This is a genomic window from uncultured Tateyamaria sp. (genome assembly GCF_947487805.1).
Taxonomy (GTDB): domain Bacteria; phylum Pseudomonadota; class Alphaproteobacteria; order Rhodobacterales; family Rhodobacteraceae; genus Tateyamaria.
The window spans coordinates 551,157-566,040 of record NZ_CANKXW010000002.1; the positions used below are offsets into that span (position 1 = coordinate 551,157).

Annotated in this window: 26 protein-coding genes; all 26 read right to left on the minus strand. The window is 62.4% G+C overall.

The features are described 5' to 3' along the window. Positions 1-43 precede the first annotated feature (43 nt). The 26 genes from Q0949_RS08290 to Q0949_RS08415 all read right to left on the minus strand — a co-directional run bounded on the left by Q0949_RS08290 (position 44) and on the right by Q0949_RS08415 (position 14,873). Positions 44-586: a phage virion morphogenesis protein gene (locus Q0949_RS08290; protein ID WP_299370440.1), complete on the minus strand. Its 543-nt coding sequence runs from the start codon at positions 584-586 to the stop codon at positions 44-46. Beyond that, on the minus strand, positions 583-1,386 hold the full coding sequence (locus Q0949_RS08295) for a phage minor head protein (protein WP_299370442.1): 804 nt from the start codon (positions 1,384-1,386) through the stop codon (positions 583-585). The genes Q0949_RS08290 and Q0949_RS08295 overlap by 4 nt, the downstream gene beginning before the upstream one ends. Further along, positions 1,379-3,046 carry a DUF935 domain-containing protein gene (locus Q0949_RS08300; RefSeq protein ID WP_299370444.1) on the minus strand — a complete coding sequence of 556 codons (1,668 nt, stop codon included), beginning with the start codon at positions 3,044-3,046 and terminating at the stop codon, positions 1,379-1,381. The genes Q0949_RS08295 and Q0949_RS08300 overlap by 8 nt, the downstream gene beginning before the upstream one ends. A 22-nt stretch (positions 3,047-3,068) precedes the next feature. Then, on the minus strand, positions 3,069-4,037 hold the full coding sequence (locus tag Q0949_RS08305) for a DNA adenine methylase (protein WP_366524021.1): 969 nt from the start codon (positions 4,035-4,037) through the stop codon (positions 3,069-3,071). Next, entirely contained in the window at positions 4,037-5,683 is a 1,647-nt protein-coding gene (locus Q0949_RS08310; RefSeq protein ID WP_299370446.1) for a hypothetical protein, read from the minus strand. Before Q0949_RS08310 ends, Q0949_RS08305 begins: the two co-directional genes overlap by 1 nt. Beyond that, positions 5,680-6,060 (minus strand): hypothetical protein, encoded by a 381-nt coding sequence (locus Q0949_RS08315; RefSeq protein WP_299370448.1) that lies wholly within the window; start codon positions 6,058-6,060, stop codon positions 5,680-5,682. Before Q0949_RS08315 ends, Q0949_RS08310 begins: the two co-directional genes overlap by 4 nt. Continuing rightward, entirely contained in the window at positions 6,057-6,269 is a 213-nt protein-coding gene (locus tag Q0949_RS08320) for a hypothetical protein (protein WP_299370450.1), read from the minus strand. Before Q0949_RS08320 ends, Q0949_RS08315 begins: the two co-directional genes overlap by 4 nt. Continuing rightward, complete coding sequence (locus Q0949_RS08325; RefSeq protein ID WP_299370452.1) at positions 6,266-6,832, minus strand: phage protein Gp27 family protein; 567 nt, start codon at positions 6,830-6,832, stop codon at positions 6,266-6,268. Before Q0949_RS08325 ends, Q0949_RS08320 begins: the two co-directional genes overlap by 4 nt. Before the next feature lie 3 nt (positions 6,833-6,835). After that, on the minus strand, positions 6,836-7,126 hold the full coding sequence (locus Q0949_RS08330) for a hypothetical protein (protein ID WP_299370454.1): 291 nt from the start codon (positions 7,124-7,126) through the stop codon (positions 6,836-6,838). Positions 7,127-7,137: 11 nt separating this feature from the next. Next, a complete protein-coding gene (locus tag Q0949_RS08335) occupies positions 7,138-7,554 on the minus strand; it encodes a hypothetical protein (RefSeq protein WP_299370456.1) in 417 nt (138 codons plus the stop codon). Continuing rightward, positions 7,554-7,973, minus strand: coding sequence for a hypothetical protein (locus Q0949_RS08340; RefSeq protein ID WP_299370458.1), 420 nt, complete (start codon positions 7,971-7,973; stop codon positions 7,554-7,556). The genes Q0949_RS08335 and Q0949_RS08340 overlap by 1 nt, the downstream gene beginning before the upstream one ends. Further along, positions 7,973-8,485, minus strand: a complete 513-nt coding sequence (locus Q0949_RS08345) for a hypothetical protein (RefSeq protein ID WP_299370460.1) — start codon at positions 8,483-8,485, stop codon at positions 7,973-7,975. Before Q0949_RS08345 ends, Q0949_RS08340 begins: the two co-directional genes overlap by 1 nt. Before the next feature lies 1 nt (position 8,486). After that, positions 8,487-8,798: a hypothetical protein gene (locus tag Q0949_RS08350; protein WP_299370462.1), complete on the minus strand. Its 312-nt coding sequence runs from the start codon at positions 8,796-8,798 to the stop codon at positions 8,487-8,489. Then, on the minus strand, positions 8,798-9,757 hold the full coding sequence (locus Q0949_RS08355) for a glycoside hydrolase family protein (RefSeq protein WP_299370464.1): 960 nt from the start codon (positions 9,755-9,757) through the stop codon (positions 8,798-8,800). Before Q0949_RS08355 ends, Q0949_RS08350 begins: the two co-directional genes overlap by 1 nt. A gap of 69 nt (positions 9,758-9,826) precedes the next feature. Next, positions 9,827-10,252, minus strand: a complete 426-nt coding sequence (locus Q0949_RS08360) for a helix-turn-helix domain-containing protein (RefSeq protein ID WP_299370466.1) — start codon at positions 10,250-10,252, stop codon at positions 9,827-9,829. Beyond that, entirely contained in the window at positions 10,249-10,509 is a 261-nt protein-coding gene (locus tag Q0949_RS08365) for a hypothetical protein (RefSeq protein ID WP_299370468.1), read from the minus strand. The genes Q0949_RS08360 and Q0949_RS08365 overlap by 4 nt, the downstream gene beginning before the upstream one ends. Next, the gene (locus Q0949_RS08370) at positions 10,506-10,952 is read right to left on the minus strand and encodes a regulatory protein GemA (RefSeq protein ID WP_299370470.1); all 447 of its coding nucleotides are present in this window, start codon (positions 10,950-10,952) and stop codon (positions 10,506-10,508) included. Before Q0949_RS08370 ends, Q0949_RS08365 begins: the two co-directional genes overlap by 4 nt. Before the next feature lies 1 nt (position 10,953). Further along, positions 10,954-11,223, minus strand: a complete 270-nt coding sequence (locus tag Q0949_RS08375; protein ID WP_299370472.1) for a hypothetical protein — start codon at positions 11,221-11,223, stop codon at positions 10,954-10,956. After that, positions 11,223-11,678, minus strand: coding sequence for an ASCH domain-containing protein (locus Q0949_RS08380; protein WP_299370474.1), 456 nt, complete (start codon positions 11,676-11,678; stop codon positions 11,223-11,225). Before Q0949_RS08380 ends, Q0949_RS08375 begins: the two co-directional genes overlap by 1 nt. After that, a complete protein-coding gene (locus tag Q0949_RS08385; RefSeq protein ID WP_299370476.1) occupies positions 11,678-11,962 on the minus strand; it encodes a hypothetical protein in 285 nt (94 codons plus the stop codon). The genes Q0949_RS08380 and Q0949_RS08385 overlap by 1 nt, the downstream gene beginning before the upstream one ends. Then, positions 11,955-12,593, minus strand: a complete 639-nt coding sequence (locus Q0949_RS08390) for a DUF3164 family protein (RefSeq protein WP_299370478.1) — start codon at positions 12,591-12,593, stop codon at positions 11,955-11,957. The genes Q0949_RS08385 and Q0949_RS08390 overlap by 8 nt, the downstream gene beginning before the upstream one ends. Beyond that, a complete protein-coding gene (locus Q0949_RS08395) occupies positions 12,590-12,841 on the minus strand; it encodes a hypothetical protein (RefSeq protein ID WP_299370480.1) in 252 nt (83 codons plus the stop codon). Before Q0949_RS08395 ends, Q0949_RS08390 begins: the two co-directional genes overlap by 4 nt. Beyond that, the gene (locus Q0949_RS08400; RefSeq protein ID WP_299370482.1) at positions 12,834-13,199 is read right to left on the minus strand and encodes a sigma factor-like helix-turn-helix DNA-binding protein; all 366 of its coding nucleotides are present in this window, start codon (positions 13,197-13,199) and stop codon (positions 12,834-12,836) included. The genes Q0949_RS08395 and Q0949_RS08400 overlap by 8 nt, the downstream gene beginning before the upstream one ends. Beyond that, positions 13,196-13,567, minus strand: coding sequence for a hypothetical protein (locus Q0949_RS08405; RefSeq protein WP_299370484.1), 372 nt, complete (start codon positions 13,565-13,567; stop codon positions 13,196-13,198). Before Q0949_RS08405 ends, Q0949_RS08400 begins: the two co-directional genes overlap by 4 nt. Then, positions 13,564-14,091, minus strand: coding sequence for a hypothetical protein (locus Q0949_RS08410; RefSeq protein ID WP_299370486.1), 528 nt, complete (start codon positions 14,089-14,091; stop codon positions 13,564-13,566). Before Q0949_RS08410 ends, Q0949_RS08405 begins: the two co-directional genes overlap by 4 nt. Next, on the minus strand, positions 14,091-14,873 hold the full coding sequence (locus Q0949_RS08415) for an ATP-binding protein (protein ID WP_299370488.1): 783 nt from the start codon (positions 14,871-14,873) through the stop codon (positions 14,091-14,093). Before Q0949_RS08415 ends, Q0949_RS08410 begins: the two co-directional genes overlap by 1 nt. Positions 14,874-14,884 lie beyond the last annotated feature (11 nt).

Sequence of the window (14,884 nt, forward strand, 5' to 3'; positions counted from 1 at the left end):
TGTGCCAGCACACAGCCCCGCGATACGTCCGAAACGTTCCCCGCTAGGGCGCGTCCGTCGTGGCAGTCAGCCAAAGCTCAATGGCACGCAGGATCGCCATTTCGTCATCGGGACCTATGCCCAGATAGGGGCGTGCTGGAATATGCCCCCATGGGATGGCCATCGCAAAGGCACGCCCGTTCTTGTCGATGCCGGACTTGGTGCCAAATGCGCCCTTGGCTGCACCCAACTGCATGACAGCGGCATAGACCATGTTCGACCCCCAATCCATCGTATCAGAGGTCGCTTCGAAGGTGATTTGGGTGGACAGCATTTTGTTTGGTCCGATCAGGGGTCTATCCGACACCACGGCAACCGACCCCTTGGCCTGCCGCCTGCGATAGGCTTCCTTGGTGGTTTCGGACTTCGGAGCCCACGGCGTGCCATCCGGCGCGGTGCCTGCGTCAAAGTTCTTCTTGGTCTGCACCACCATCAGCTGTCCAAGCTGTTCCATCAGCGGTGTCAGATCGTCCAGCGCGTCGTCCGCGCGGGCCAGCGCGGTGCTGACTGTGTCGTTCTGAATATCCGTGCGAATGACACTGCTCATGGTGCTTTTGGTACCTCCGGGCCACGTCCCTCAACCAGGTCTGCGGCCCAGCGGGCGACCGCCTGCGCCAGACCGTCGGGCAAGGTTGCCTGTTTCAGCCCGGAGATCCGCTGGATATCGTCGACCGCGGTCGCACCAGGCGCGTATCCCCAGCCACGTCCGATCCCGTGCGGTTCGCCAGTGGCCGGATCGATCTTGTCCCAGTCGGGTGGCAAGCGGACACTTGGATTGCCTCCCAGCAACTCGGCCAACTCTGGCGACGCCGCGCCGACGACATCGCAATAGCAGCCCCACCCATTGGGCGGGAAAAAGGTGCGCCAGAACGCGTGCTCGCGCGGCAGCATCAGCCCGTCCATCTCCAGATGGTGCAAACGCGGCTCAGCAGCACCACTGTGTTTGTAAATCCAGATCGGAAACGGACCGGCCATCAGCTGCGCATAGCGCCCGGCCATATAGCTCGTGCGCATGTTCGTGCGGTAGATCACCCGCGTGCGCCAGGCGCGCCCCGCTTCCGTTTCCTCGCCCGTCCAGCCATGCCAGCCGCGCTTTTCGACGATCTCGCGGAAATCGCGCCGGAACTCCTCGAGCGTCGTGCCCTCTGCAATCGCCTTTTCAACCGCTTTTGCCAGATCGGCGAGCACATCCGCCTTCGTGGCCCCCGCAACCATGAAGGCCCGGTCATGTTGCGCCTTCCAGACGTCCCGCCAACTGGAGGTCGGCACCTGAGTGCCCATCCGCAGCCGGAACGCGGCGATCTGGGCATTAAAGGGCCGTTTGAAGATCCCGTCGATCTCAGCCATCGGCGTCAACCGCGGCCATCCCGCCCAGATACACCGCCGCCGTGCCCGCGCCGATCGCCTCGGCCAGCTCGGTCACATCAACGTCCGGAAAGCCCTCCAGAAGGGCCGCCAGAAAGGCATCCAGACTGTCGGACTGCTCCAGCATCGCCTCGATGGTTTCCAGCATGCGCTCCATCGCAGGGGCCGCCGCACGCGCCAGCCGATCCGTCGGATCGTCGAGCACATCCCGCTCCTGTTCAGATCGCAGCGCATTGAACTTTTCAGACAGGGCCGAAAAACGCCCCTCTGGTGGCCGTTGGGTTGGTTCGGGGCCATCGGTACCTGATTTGCGCTGATGGGCATTCAAACGGGTTTCAATTTGGCTCGTTGGCGCGTCTCCGTCGCCCCCCGGCCCTGCGTTTTTCGGTTTGCGCGCGAATTCGAGGATTTTCGCCCCGTCAGCGGGGCGTTTCAGCGCCAGCTTGTCGTAGACATCGTCCTCTGCAATAGCCAAGCCCGCCTCGGCCCAGGGCAGCACCGTTTCCGTCCAGGCTTTCAGATCCTCGGCCTCGGGGCGCGCGATGATCAGGCGCGGGTACCGCTTGCGCGGCCCATAGTTGAGCTGCACAAATGGAATGACCAGGTCACGGGTCAGGATCGCCGCCAGATCCGTGGCATCGGCCCGCTCGATGTCCTCCTGGACTTGCCGGTGTTCCTTGCCCGATCCCAGGCCGCCCACTTCGGCGTCCGTCGTCGAGGTCTGGCCCAGCACCGCCTTACTGACCTGTTTGTCGTACCAGTCGCCGCGCTTTTCGTAGAGATCGGACGAGGCCGACACCTGCCCTGTCTGGATGAACTCGATCATCATGCTTTCGGGGATGATCGCCGCGCAGTCGCCTGCGATGTCGCTGACGGCGCGCATCAACGTGCGCCGGTCCTGCTCGGACGCACCCGGCCCGAACTTGCCCAGGCGCAGCGGTTGACCGTAGGTCTGGCTGAAGACGGCCCAGTCACGCTCGGTGAACTTCTTGAAGAGATAGGCCCACGAGATGATCCGCGCGAGACCGGCGCGGGCCGGAATGCCAGACTTCGCCTGGAAGTCCGCCCAGATGAACTTGCCGCCCGGCAACGGTTGTTCACCTCCGCTGTCATCGACCATGAGCGGCGTGGTCAGATTGATCCGGTCGAACCGGAACCAGCGCTGGTCGACCCGTTTGAGAGTTTTGGGCCAGAACTGCCCCATGGACGTGTCCCAGACGATCTCGGTCGTGCTGTAGCCTTTGCCGATGGCATCCAGCACATGGAACAGTTCTGTCTGCAGCTCACCGCGCTTGAGCCAGCCGCGCAGATCCTCGGCGATCTGCTTATCCGTTGGGTCGTCGCTGGCATCCTCGACCGAGATATCTAGCTGACTGACCGAACGCCGACGCGTGCCCAGCACGCCCACGTAATGCAGATCCCGCTCTTCCATGAACTCGGCCAGCTCGAGATACCGCAGCGGATCGCCTGCGTCCGCCTCGCGCAGGATCATCGCCAGCTTGCGTGGATCAAGACCGTCAGCAGGATGGCCCGTCAGCGGCGAACGTACACCAGAGGTGGTCGCGCCCATGATTTCTTGGGTGAGAGCCGCCCGCTTGATCGGACGGCCCCATTGGTCAACCAGTTGAGGTGTGCGTGCCATGCCCGTCTCCTGTCTGCGCCGCTCAGCGCGGCACGTTGAACTCGAAATTGCCGATTAACAGTTCGGCGCGTTTGCCACGTGACTGGTCGGTCAGACCCGCGGTGTAGGTTGTTTGAACTTCGTGAACCTCGGCCCATGCAAAAAGCGCACGGATCTCCGGCACATCATTGATCGAGAGCAGGAACCGTCCGTTCATGCCGGACAACAGCTGGGCAAGTTGCTCAAAACGATCACGGTCAAACACGTCCGGGCCATAGTCGCTCTCGTGGCCCCAATAGGGCGGGTCCAGATAAAACAGGGCGGTCTTGCGATCGACACGGGATATGAATTCGGCGCAATCGATGTTCATCACGGTGACGCCTGCAAGGCGCGTGTGCAAAGCCTCCAGATCACGTTCCAGCGTCGTGAGATTGAACCGCGCCGAGCGATCAGGAGACAGGCCAAAGGTCTGTCCGGTCACTTTGCCGCCAAAACTACATCGCTGCAGATAGAGGAAGCGCGCCGCCCTTTGCATATCCGTCAACGTGTTCGGATCGGTCGCCACCAGCCGTGCAAAATTGGCTTGTGTCGTTATCTGAAACCGCAACAGATCAAGGAAAGCGACGTAGTGCTCCTGAAGAACGCGGAACAGCGTGTAGATCTCGCGATGCTTGTCATTGATCAGTTCGGACTTGGCTGCTGATTTGCGCCGCAGGAAGATACCACCCATCCCGACGAACGGCTCCGCATAGGTGTCATGTTTGTCCTGATCGATGATCGCGCAGATGCGCTTCGCCAGGTTGCGCTTGCCACCGAGCCACGGGGCAATGGGATTGACAGAAACGTCTGTTGGCATGGAAGAGAACCTTTTCTTAATGCCCTGCAGCACATGATGCGCGCGGGGCAGCCGTTCTCGTTGTGCGGTTGGCGGGGGCTCGTTGAAATTGCCCCGTGTTGAACGCACGCCAAATGCGTTCGACCCCCACCCGGCAATCACCAGATCAGAAGCCATCACATCACCCCTCCCCGGAGGCCAGCGCCCATCGGCGGTCGCCACCAGTCGCGGGTGTCTGTGTCATAAGGATCGTCGCCGTCCGCCAACGCGCTGCGCTGGTCTCTGGCGGTCTCGTAGCCGTATTCGGTCACTTCGGATCGGCTGGCGAAGAAGGCCAGTGCGCCCGCAATGGCGCTGTCGCCGTGCCGATCAAGGCCATCGCTGCCCTTGAACCGGAACTTGGCCGGAACGCGCACGATCCCGTCCACGTATTGCAGCGCCTGGTGATCGCGCAGCACGTCCTCATGCTTGGGCAACAGGATCGTGCGGTCGGTGAACGCCTCGATGTAATGTGGCATGTGCATCTCGTACCATTGCCGCGAGAAGCTCACCTCGACGATGCGGTTGCCGTAGCGCCTGACCGCCTCTTCGGCCAGGAACGCCCCGTTGCCGCCCTTGTCCATCGCGCCCTTCTGGAAGTTCGGAACGCGGTCGAGGAGCCATTTCAGGACGAACCACTGGGCCTTGAATGGCATGTTTCGCAGCTCGACCACCAATTTGGTCCGGCGAACCAGGTCAACGCCCTGCTCGAGGATCACGATATCGGTCGCATCGCCGGTGCGGGCAAAGTCTTCACCCATGAAGTGCTGGCGATCTTCATCAAGGCTTTTGACAACGGGTCCAAGGTGCTCTTTGCACCACGCGATCGCGGCCTTTTCCATTTCCGCATCGTCGAGATTGCGGAACGCATCCCCTTGGGTCCAGCGTTTGAACGGGATCCCCTGTTGCATGCAGGCCTCGATCTGGACGCGCGTCAGGGCGGCACCGTCCATCTCGGACGGAACCGCGTCCAGCTCTTGTTCCATGGCGGCAATGCGCGGGCCATAGGAGCTGCGCAGTTGCGCCTCCCATGCCGCTTCGGCCTCGGGTGACCATGTCTTGCCAGACATCAGGCACACGCGCTTGTAGAGGCCGTTTTTGACGGCGTCGCCAAAGGTGTAGGAATGGACCTTGTAGCCGTTCTTGCCCGCGCGTGCCTCGCGGATCAGCTCGTTGAACGCATTGAGCGCCCCGTTGTGGGTCGAGATGATACGGACCTTGCCGCCCCAGATGAGCATCGCGTTTACGGCGTCGATCACCTCGCGCACGTCCTTGTGGAAGGCCGCCTCGTCGATGACCACCGTGCCTTGCAGACCGCGGATGTTGGCCGGATTGGAACTCAGCGCCTCGACACGGTGGCCGGATGCGAACTTGATCCGATAGGCGGTGATGAACTTTGTGCTGCCGTCCTCCTGCGCGTCTTCGAACAGGAACTCCTCGATCGGGTGCGCCTCCTGGGCAAGCGCCTTCGCAAAATTGGCGACATAGCCGATGAACTCGCGGCCCTTGTCCTTGGTGTCGCCGATGTAGAAGACGTTTTGTCCGCCCGCGCTGCGCTTGGCCGCCGCGATCAGGGTATCGCCCAGGGCTTCGGCAAAGGTGATGCCCGTCCGCCGGCCTTTTTCGCAAACCTTGAGATCGCCGTCATCCGCCAGCCATTCCGACTGGTGTTCCATCAGGATGCCATCGGCCAGCGGGTCGAAATCATCCGGCAATGTGCCACCACGCGGCAGCGCGTCGGGCAGTTCGTCCGGGTTGCGGGACAGGACCGGCGCGTTTGTCATGCGGGCACCGCTTCCTCGACCCGGCGCAAACGCCAGACCATGCCCCAGTGATCGCCGCACCACCGCACCTTCCCTGAGTGGACCAGGTAGACCCCGTGCTCCGTCTCGATCACATCGTCGAGCATCACGGCGGTCTCGACCCGCCCGTATTCCGCCCAGTTGCCGTCCTCTTCAACGCGCAAGGGCTGCTCGTAGAAAATCACGGTCCGGCGGTAACAGCACAGGGGATCCGCGCTTTCGGGTGCGTCGATGTCCAGCCGGTGGGTCAGATGTCCACGCCACGGCGCGTCCACATCGATGAAGAGGCCATAGCCCACCAATTCCTGCGGCACGTCGCGCCGATATGGAAAGAGCTGATTGCGCACCACGCGGATCATCCCGTCTCACCATCCAGGGCGATCAGATAAGGCTCACCTCGGAACCACGCCAGTTCCGCAACATGACCGAGATGCGTCCGGAACACCTCGCGGGTTCCAAAGAGCCACGCCAAGGCCGCTTTCCAACGCGGCCCACGCCGCCAGCGGTAATCCCCCGCCAACAGGATCGCATCCTCAACGACCTTTGGCCGTTGTGCTGCGGGCATCATTTCCGCACCCCCAGGATGTCATTCTTGACCCGCGCCACAGCCTCTGCGCTGAGGCCACTTTCTTCGCTGGCGGCCTCCAAGGCGTCTGTCATCTCGGTCAGCGCCTGTTCGCGCGCCTCGGCGGCAATGCGCACCCGCTCATCGTCGAGCAGCTTCTCCCGGATCCCGGCGGAGCTCATGAGATCCTTCAGCATCCGACCCAGTGACATCAGCTCCTTGGGCTCCAGGTGGCGATCGTTGTCGCGTGCGTCCTTCATGGCCATGGCCGCCGAGGTCGCGATCATGTGCAACAGCATCTTGTGCAATTCGCTTTCGGACTGGACATCCATGTCCGCCAGCAACGTCTCGGCCATTGCGAACGCATCACGCTGGTCCTTGAGCAGCTTGGAGAACTCGCCAACGGCAGTCTTGCCGATGCGGATCTCCTCGCCGCGCTCTTCAAGCCGGAAATTCAACGCCTCGGTGACGTCGATGATCTCGGCAAACCCGCGCTTGGCCAGCTCCTCGGCCAACCAGGCGCGCAAGTCGCTACCGATGAGGTCCAGTTTCTTGGGCGGCGGCATGGCTCAGCCTTTGGCCATCGGATCAAGGATACCCCTGATCGTGCGCAGCCCTTCGACCACCTCCCGGCCATCCGGCAAGAGGCGCGCGGTTTTCATGTGACCAAGTTTGTTCATCTCGGCCAGACCCTGTTCCGACAGCCACACCACGGCGTTTTCCACCTGGTCGATATTGGACGGGATGCCCATTGCACCGCAGCCGATCTTGAGCATGTCGAGAGACAGCTGATCCCCGGTCGTTTCGGCGAGGTGCCGCAGGATCGCCCCACGGCGCTTTTCCTTTTCAATCTCTGCCACTGGCCAACTCCTCATTTCTTGTCCTGGGTGCTTGCGGGGCTTGCCCGCAGCGCCGCTTTGTAAAGCGTGTCGACCATGCCGGTCAGTTGTGCGAGGTGGGTCGAAAACGCGCCGCGCATCTCGGCCATCTCGGACCGGATCAGCGCTACATCGCTGCTTCGCGCCACCGTCTCGAGGGTCCGCTCGACATTGCTCACGCGCCTTTCGATCGTCGCAAACCCGTCATCGAGACTGCGCAGATCCTCCTCGAGCTTTCCCATGCGATCCGACAGGGCGAGCCGACTGGCGTCCGCCTTGACATCGCCAGCGCTCGCAATCGCCTTGATCCGGCGCTGCAACCAGTAAACACCGCCCGCCCCCACCGAAAATACGGTCAGCATCAGGCCGATCACCAGATCGACGGTGCGCAAAGCCTCGAACAGTTCCATCAGTAGAGCCACCACGCGACAAGGGACCAGATCATCACGGCACCAACCAGCTCGAGGCCGATACGCTGCCGGAAAAACTGCAAGCTCCGGCTGTCGTGATCGACATGCGCGCGTGTCAGCGACACATGCACCGCGTACATGCTGGCCGCCATGATGGCCGACAGGACTTCGGGGGCCGGGTGCAACTGCCACAGGTTCAGCCCGGACGTCACCAACATGCGTGCGGCAACGTAATAGGCCCGCTCGATCGCCAGACCGATACAACAGAGCGCCAGTGCCGGGATCAGATCATAGCGGTCAATAGCCAACTTGACGACGCGGCCATCGAGAAACCGCACGAGGCGGAAAATCAACGTGACCGCAATCAGCAGCAAAAGGACATGGCTGGCCGCTGCGTATGCGCTGTCGCTCAACCCCATCAGCGCGCACCCGTCCACTTGGAAATGGCATCCTTGACCGTGTGACCACCCATGTAGAGCGTTAGGAACAGACCCGTCAGAGCCATCAGCGTCGCCGCGTCCGTGGGCAAGGCCCACTTCCAGACCGCATTCAGCAGATGCGCGACGATGAGCGTCCAGACCCACAACAGGCCCAGCAGCATCATCCACAAGGGACGCCATGCCCAGGCAATCCAGTGTTCCTTGTTCAGTTCCGCGTGCTGCAGCTTGAATTGCTCCTCGGCCAGGAGCGTATGCAGGGCAACCATGCCCGGCGCGATCTGCTCGACCTCGCGGATTGCGCCGACAACCAGATCGGGCGTTGCATCGGCCACGGCGTCCAGCTCGTCCGGCGCGACCCCGGCCCGCTGCGCGACGGCCTGCAATACTTCACCGGCCAAAGCGGCACCCGCTGGTCCGATCTTGTTGGCCAGAACACGCGACACGATCGGTGCGCCGATTTGCGTGGCGAGGGAAAGAAGGGCTGCGCTCATCTCAATGCACCTCCCCTTCCTCGGGTAGCGTGAATGCCTCCCAGCCAGTCCCGGCGGACACAAGGCACGCCAACCCATTCGCATGGGTCACGACAATGGAAAAGCTGCCACCGTCGCGATGGGCAAACACTGTCACCATCTGAGTTTCAGACGCCATGCCGCGCCAGATGGGGTGCTCCTGATAGGTCGATGTCAGCCGATCCTTGAGCACTTCGGCGGGCGAACACGGGGCGCTTTGCTGGGCGATCGCAGAGCCGTGGAACGCAGCCATGGCCAGCGGGGCAAGACCTGCAAGAATGAAGAAACGTCGCATCAGAAACTCCTCAGGAATTTGGCAAGGCGGGGCGCAAGACCCTGCACCTCCGTGGCGATCGCATCGCGGTACTGGTACGCCTTCCAGGCCAACCAGAGCGCGCCGATCAGGATGATGATCCAGCCAAGTGCATCGACGGACACACCGGCGACACCTTCGGCAGCCTGGTCCGGCACAACCATGGTGGTCCCTGCACCGCCCACCACGGTGGCAGCGGGACCGGCAGGGGCCGATCGTGCATCGACATGCCGCTTGAGCGCCGAAAGACTGGCGCGGCCAAAGATCCCATCGACTGTCAAATCACTGTCGCGCTGGAACTGGCGGAGCGCCGCCTCGGCAATGCCGGTTTCGTCGTCACCGGGATCATATCCCAGCGTCACGAACATCGCGCGGATATCGGCCATGTCCGTGACCGATAGCGGCAGCGCGACACGTGCCTGGCCCCGGCGTTTGGCCGGTTCCGTTTTTGCAACGCCGTGGTAGATCCCGTGCAACAGCAGATCCGCCTCTTCGGCGCGACGACGCACAAGACCCGGCAGCACGCGACCACCCGCTTTTTTCCAAAGCCCCAGCCGCAGGCGCGCTTGCTCGGAATGACCGTTCAACCACGCCCGCACCCAGCTCGCACGGTGAATGGCACCTGTGTTCCAATCGAAGCTAACCCCGGCATCAAACTCATATTGGCGCGCGTCGGGCATCGCCTTGGCAACGCGTGGTTCGTAGTTCCGCTGCAAGGCCAGGGTGAGAAGCCGGGACGCGTCCTGTTTCGACAACCGCATGCCCGCGCGCGGTGTCACGACGCCAGAGGCTTTCGTCAGACCGGCACCGATGGTCCAGATGCCAATCGGATCGCGGTAGGCCTTGAGAACGACACCCTCGTGCAGCTCAAGGAAGGCGACACCGTGTTCACTGGTGCGGCGGGGCGTGTCAGGGTCGGGCATTTGGGGGGAATTGCTCATCGAGACCTCCGTTCAACGGGGTCAGGATGCCAAGGCGCAGCACTTGCAAACGTCCGAAACGTTCCCCGATCAGTCGAAGAGGGGCAGTTGTCCGCCTTCGGGGATATCGTCCCTGCTGATCGGCTCAGGAGCCGGTGTCGCACGATTTGGCAACAGTTTGCGGGCGTTTTGAACGGTGGTTCTGGAGCACCGCAATTTGCGGATGATCTCGGCGGTTGTGTGCCCTTCCGCATCCAGCGCATGGACCAACCAGGTGCGCGGGATCGGGATCTCGTGGCGGCGATTGGGCAGCATTTCACCCAGGCGGATCAGGCGGTCGCGCCCGATCAGGGCCTCGGCCTCGGACCGCCCCTTGGGATCATCGGGAAAATAGAGCGAGCAGCCTGCGAACTGGATCAGGAATTCGACCGCCAAGGCTGGCCCCAAGGCAGACACGAAGGCATCGATATGGGCGGGGTGCGGTGGGTAGTGAGGTGTGGGGGCATTCTGTTTCATTCGCGCTGCCGCCGTTTCCGCCCGCCCTGCCCCTGTTTCGGCAGATGCTGGGGCATGACGGTCACGACCACACCGCTCGCGCTCAGGATGTATCGGAACCCTTCGATATTGACCGAGCACATGCCCTCGTGGCCCTCCGTCGCGGTGTCCACACGCCGCCCGATGTCACGCCGCACCGTCTCGACGTCCAGCCCCCTGACGCGCTCCAGATAGCGCAGCACGGCGTGGTCGGAAACAGTGTGGCGCGGCAGTTTCATCGGCTGATACGCGCCCAGTCGAACGGGACGCTCTTGCGCTTCATCCAGGCCTTCAGTGCGGCGATGACCGCTTCGATCTTGTCGGCATCGCGCAGCATGTCGATATCGGCCGGAACTGTGCCCCAGGCGTCCTCAAAGCGCTTCCGGATGAAGGCGTTCAAACCTTCGCGACTGGGCCGATCCAGTTCGCCCGCGTCCTGGAGGGCCTTCCAGAGAACATGCACAAGCCGCAGATCGGACCGCGGGGCTGGGGGATGCTTGCGTTTGCCCTTGGGATTGAACCCGTCTGCGCGCAACCGATCGATCACCGCCTTCATCTCATCATCGGTCATGTCGGTCATGGATGACTTGCCACAGACCTGCAATTGCAATGCCTTGCGCGCCTCATTGTCGAGACCCAGCTGGGCGCAGCCGACGAAGATGGTTCTCTGAAGTGCGCGCATATCAAGCCTCCTCGATCAGCTTCCAGGTCGGCAGGCAAACCCGGTCGACGGCACTGCCGCGAAAACCGATGGGGTGGCGACCGGCAACCAGCCGTTCGCCCTTTCCAGCGCCCCACTTCGTATGCAGCGCATCGCCAGAAATCAGGCGATCTCCCGCGATGGCGATCATCGCTTGCTCGAGGTCCTCAAAGTCGGTTTCGATCAGTTCGAATGCAAACTTGTCGCTCGACCGCGCATGCGGCTTAAAGAAAACCTGAATGACACAAGGCATCAGTTCTTTCCCCTTCTGTTGACTGCGGATGGATAGAGCACCTCCAACGGATGCACGCCCCAGCCGATGATGACCCCATCGAATTCGCGGGCGTTCGAGCCCGCGACCGCGGTTGTCTTTTGCCGCTGCCAGAAGCAGTGCATCGCATCGGCATCCCGGAAACCGTCCAGCCGCGCAAAGGCGTCCAGATCGCGCGGCATCACCTCGTCCTGCAAATCCGGCCCGGTCCAGATCGAGATGATCTCTGTCGAATTGAACAGGATGTTGATCGGGTCGACGAAACGGCAGGTCGGATCCGGTATGATCTTGAAGCAGTCCGGACGTCGCATCTTGCAATAAAGCTGGAGCGCCTCGCCTGGGCGGGCATGGCGCTTGCGTTGCCCCCGGATCGTATGGGTTTTAAGACCGGACTGGATGTCGGGGGCGAATTGCGTCTGGAAGGAATAGGCGACCATCAGATTGCCCTGGCATTCGAGGCGGGGGTGTTGCCTTGCGCTACGTCGATATCGAACTGGGCGGACGCCCGACCAATCACACGGTTCTTTTCGATCGAGGTTTCGATGACATCTTGTGGCGTCCCATCCGCCTCGCATAGGCGCTCAAGACGCCCGAGTATTTCCGCCAGAAGGCAAAGCGCCAGCAGCTTGCCGCGCAGCCTCATGACCTCCAAGACAGAGCGCGAGATGTGACCGTGCAGCGCCTTCTGTTCATCTGTTGCAGCGAATGTCTGATCAGCCATCCGCCGCGCCCTCCGTCTCATAGGCGTTCGCCAGGTTGATCGGCAAAGCGCGCAACCGGCCATGTTCGTCGGCCACAGAGATCTGGAAATATTCCTTGCTGCCAATCACCCGCATGCTGTCCGCGATCGCGTCCATCGCCCTGTCCCATTTGGAATGCGGCGGGTCGACCTTCAGGCGGCGCAGCGCGTACATCTGCTCGCGGTTCACGCGGCCCTGCTCGTCCACTTTGAAGGCGTGGTTCAACAGGGCTTTCACGACGTCCGGAACGCCGTCGCTGACCTCCTCGAGGTATTCGCCCAGCAGATCCTTGGCGACCTGCAACTCCGCGCCGAAATGCACCCGGTCCTGAACGCGGATCTCGACCTTCACCTTGCCGTCGTAGCTCGTGAAGCTGACATTGCCCTTGGCCCCGCCCCGCTTGGCCTCATACTTGTCGTAAAGCAGGTCGGTCAGAAGGTTCACATCGTCAAAGGAATGGCCGCGGAACCGTGCGATCTGGTTCATCAATGCGACGGCGTGGCCCTCGATCGACCGCACCACCTCCTCGATGTCGCGGTCCATGTCAGAGATCAGGTGATCCGGTACCGAACGCCCCTTGGCGTCGATCCAGTTGTGTGTCTGGTCAGTCATGATTGGTCCTCGTTCTTGGGTTTTGGCAAAAGCGCCTGGGCAAGTGATCCGTGCTGCTCGGCGCGTGTCATGGTTGGATCGGGTGGTGGCGTCAGCGCGCCGGACTGGACAAGCAAGCAGGCCATCGCGTCGATTTCGTCCATCGAGCAGAGCGTCGTGCCGCGCGGTCCCAAGAGGTCGATCTTGTGAACCGCGCTGCGCGCCAGGCGCAGCATTTCGGCGGAAGTAAACCGGGTCGGATCATCCATGGCGCGCCCACCTTTCCAGCAGTCCGGTTTCAAGGATCTGCCGTGCGAGATCCTCCGGAGCCTTGCCGACCCGTTCCGCCTCTGCGGTAAGCAGGCCGTGCAGGCGGTTTGGAATGACGATCTGATGGTCGAGCGTGGCCGGTTCAATGGCCTCGGCCTTGACCGTCCGCGACCCTTTCAAGGGGGGAAAGTCCACACCGGATTTCCGAGCACGCCGGATCGCATAGCTCACGGTCGCAAGCGACGTGTTCAAGCGCCGCGCGATCTCGTTCGGCCCCATCCCGTCGGTGCGCAGCGCCACGATCTTGTCTGTCCGCCCGGTGTCTGTGTGCTGTTCGAACTGGTGATGTTTGGTCATGTCTCGCTGCCTTCTGGTTTGGACCGGGGACAGGCGCGGCAGGCCGCGGCCATGCGCTTGTGCAGGCTGTTGGCCGCGTTGCCCTTGCGGGCACGCAACCGCCATGCGGTGCACTTTTGCGGCCCGATCTCGCCGAGCATTGGACAGGTGATGCGCACGTCCATGAGAACGCCGCGCACGCTGTTCTCGATGTTCTGCGTGTTCGCACGGTAGGTGTTGCCCAGGACCGAGTTGATCGCGCCGGGCGTATAAGACAGCCTGCGCGCGACGCTGGACTGGCTGGTGCGATCTGCCTCAAGCGCCAGAACCTCGACCCAGTCCGGCACATCGCCGCCATAGGCCTCCTTTGCCTTGGACAGCGCACTCATGACCCGTCTCCCAGCGGCACAAACGCGCCGTCATTCTGGTCGAGCAGGCCGGTGATCCGACGCTTGACCGGTGCACGACGTCCGGTGTTGTTGATAAGACGGTATTTCGGCTGTTTCTTGCCCGGCACGGCCTGCTCGAGACACCGCAAATACCCTGCAGTCATCAGGGCGCGGCTGTATTGGCGGGCGTGGGTTTCGGTGATCTCAATGCCAAGCTGATCGCCAATCGCAACCAGATCCAGCGGCGTGAAATAGGCCTGCCGCCGCATCACCGCCCACATCGCGTCCTCGCGTGTTTTGGGCTTGGGCGCGTCCGCCCTTTTCGCGCGGGTGCCAGCCATGCGGAACCACTTGCGATTGCCATCAAGCCGGGCAATCTCGATGGTCCCTGCCTTGGCCCACCGCAACAGGTAAACCTGCGCGGAACTGAGTGGCACGCCGCCCGCGGCGAGGTCCTCCCAGTGGAACTCCTCGTGCTTGGCCGCGATGTCCCAGGCGGCTTTTTCCTGCTCTGATCTGAACATCAGCCGACGCTCCGGGTTGCCATCAACTCGACGCGCGCACTGGAACGCGGCTCTGCGTTCACCGGGATCATGTCGCCGTTCATGAAGGGCCGCTTGCCCCAGTCCTCTCTGGAGAAGCTGACAACCCCCTGCGCCTGGGCCGCGTTGCGCACGGTGCCAAGCATGCCCGAGACCCGCGCGACAGACCCGTTGGCCTGCTGCACGATTTCGGTCATCAGGACCGGGTCGATGTCGACACCGGGGGCATAGACCTGCGCCAACCGCGTTGCATCGGCCATGTTGCAGGGCGGCGCTTGCACCCGACCTGTGACCCGGTTGTAGATGTTGGCTGTACCGCGCAGGTGGTCATAGAGCTTGGGCTCACCCACCAGAATGACCGGCACGATGCTGCCCGCGAGGTTGTAGATGTCGCGCGCCATGCCGATCATGTTGCGCTTCACCAGGTACTGCGCATCGTCGATGATCAGAGGGACTTGTTCACCGTCCAGAAAGCTGGCGATTGCGCGTATCTGGCTTGCCGCATCCCGCCGGGCGGGAATGTCGTAGGCTTCGGTGATGCTGGTCAGAAAATCCAGCTTGCTGGTGTTCTCGATCACCTCGACGACGAGGGCGTTGTAGGCGACCTCACACACAGCGGTGGCAAAGGTCTTACCCGCCCCGGAGGGGCCATGATAACACCCCATGCGGTGCTGCCCGATCGGCGCATCAATCATCTCCTGAACCAGCGTGGTCATCGCCTCGACGCTCCGAAGCTGGACAATGCCGCCACTCACTTGTGCCATCTGCTATCCTC

Coding starts and splice junctions, on each gene's coding strand:
- Q0949_RS08345 (WP_299370460.1), bottom strand. CDS start 8,485: ATGAGCGCAGCCCTTCTTTCCCTCGCCACGCAAATCGGCGCACCGATC.
- Q0949_RS08300 (WP_299370444.1), bottom strand. CDS start 3,046: ATGGCACGCACACCTCAACTGGTTGACCAATGGGGCCGTCCGATCAAG.
- Q0949_RS08370 (WP_299370470.1), bottom strand. CDS start 10,952: ATGCGCGCACTTCAGAGAACCATCTTCGTCGGCTGCGCCCAGCTGGGT.
- Q0949_RS08360 (WP_299370466.1), bottom strand. CDS start 10,252: ATGAAACAGAATGCCCCCACACCTCACTACCCACCGCACCCCGCCCAT.
- Q0949_RS08405 (WP_299370484.1), bottom strand. CDS start 13,567: ATGAGTGCGCTGTCCAAGGCAAAGGAGGCCTATGGCGGCGATGTGCCG.
- Q0949_RS08320 (WP_299370450.1), bottom strand. CDS start 6,269: ATGATGCCCGCAGCACAACGGCCAAAGGTCGTTGAGGATGCGATCCTG.
- Q0949_RS08350 (WP_299370462.1), bottom strand. CDS start 8,798: ATGCGACGTTTCTTCATTCTTGCAGGTCTTGCCCCGCTGGCCATGGCT.
- Q0949_RS08375 (WP_299370472.1), bottom strand. CDS start 11,223: ATGCCTTGTGTCATTCAGGTTTTCTTTAAGCCGCATGCGCGGTCGAGC.
- Q0949_RS08400 (WP_299370482.1), bottom strand. CDS start 13,199: ATGACCAAACATCACCAGTTCGAACAGCACACAGACACCGGGCGGACA.
- Q0949_RS08340 (WP_299370458.1), bottom strand. CDS start 7,973: ATGGGGTTGAGCGACAGCGCATACGCAGCGGCCAGCCATGTCCTTTTG.
- Q0949_RS08390 (WP_299370478.1), bottom strand. CDS start 12,593: ATGACTGACCAGACACACAACTGGATCGACGCCAAGGGGCGTTCGGTA.
- Q0949_RS08355 (WP_299370464.1), bottom strand. CDS start 9,757: ATGAGCAATTCCCCCCAAATGCCCGACCCTGACACGCCCCGCCGCACC.
- Q0949_RS08305 (WP_366524021.1), bottom strand. CDS start 4,037: ATGGCTTCTGATCTGGTGATTGCCGGGTGGGGGTCGAACGCATTTGGC.
- Q0949_RS08380 (WP_299370474.1), bottom strand. CDS start 11,678: ATGGTCGCCTATTCCTTCCAGACGCAATTCGCCCCCGACATCCAGTCC.
- Q0949_RS08335 (WP_299370456.1), bottom strand. CDS start 7,554: ATGGAACTGTTCGAGGCTTTGCGCACCGTCGATCTGGTGATCGGCCTG.
- Q0949_RS08295 (WP_299370442.1), bottom strand. CDS start 1,386: ATGGCTGAGATCGACGGGATCTTCAAACGGCCCTTTAATGCCCAGATC.
- Q0949_RS08325 (WP_299370452.1), bottom strand. CDS start 6,832: ATGCCGCCGCCCAAGAAACTGGACCTCATCGGTAGCGACTTGCGCGCC.
- Q0949_RS08395 (WP_299370480.1), bottom strand. CDS start 12,841: ATGGATGATCCGACCCGGTTTACTTCCGCCGAAATGCTGCGCCTGGCG.
- Q0949_RS08310 (WP_299370446.1), bottom strand. CDS start 5,683: ATGACAAACGCGCCGGTCCTGTCCCGCAACCCGGACGAACTGCCCGAC.
- Q0949_RS08365 (WP_299370468.1), bottom strand. CDS start 10,509: ATGAAACTGCCGCGCCACACTGTTTCCGACCACGCCGTGCTGCGCTAT.
- Q0949_RS08315 (WP_299370448.1), bottom strand. CDS start 6,060: ATGATCCGCGTGGTGCGCAATCAGCTCTTTCCATATCGGCGCGACGTG.
- Q0949_RS08415 (WP_299370488.1), bottom strand. CDS start 14,873: ATGGCACAAGTGAGTGGCGGCATTGTCCAGCTTCGGAGCGTCGAGGCG.
- Q0949_RS08290 (WP_299370440.1), bottom strand. CDS start 586: ATGAGCAGTGTCATTCGCACGGATATTCAGAACGACACAGTCAGCACC.
- Q0949_RS08385 (WP_299370476.1), bottom strand. CDS start 11,962: ATGGCTGATCAGACATTCGCTGCAACAGATGAACAGAAGGCGCTGCAC.
- Q0949_RS08410 (WP_299370486.1), bottom strand. CDS start 14,091: ATGTTCAGATCAGAGCAGGAAAAAGCCGCCTGGGACATCGCGGCCAAG.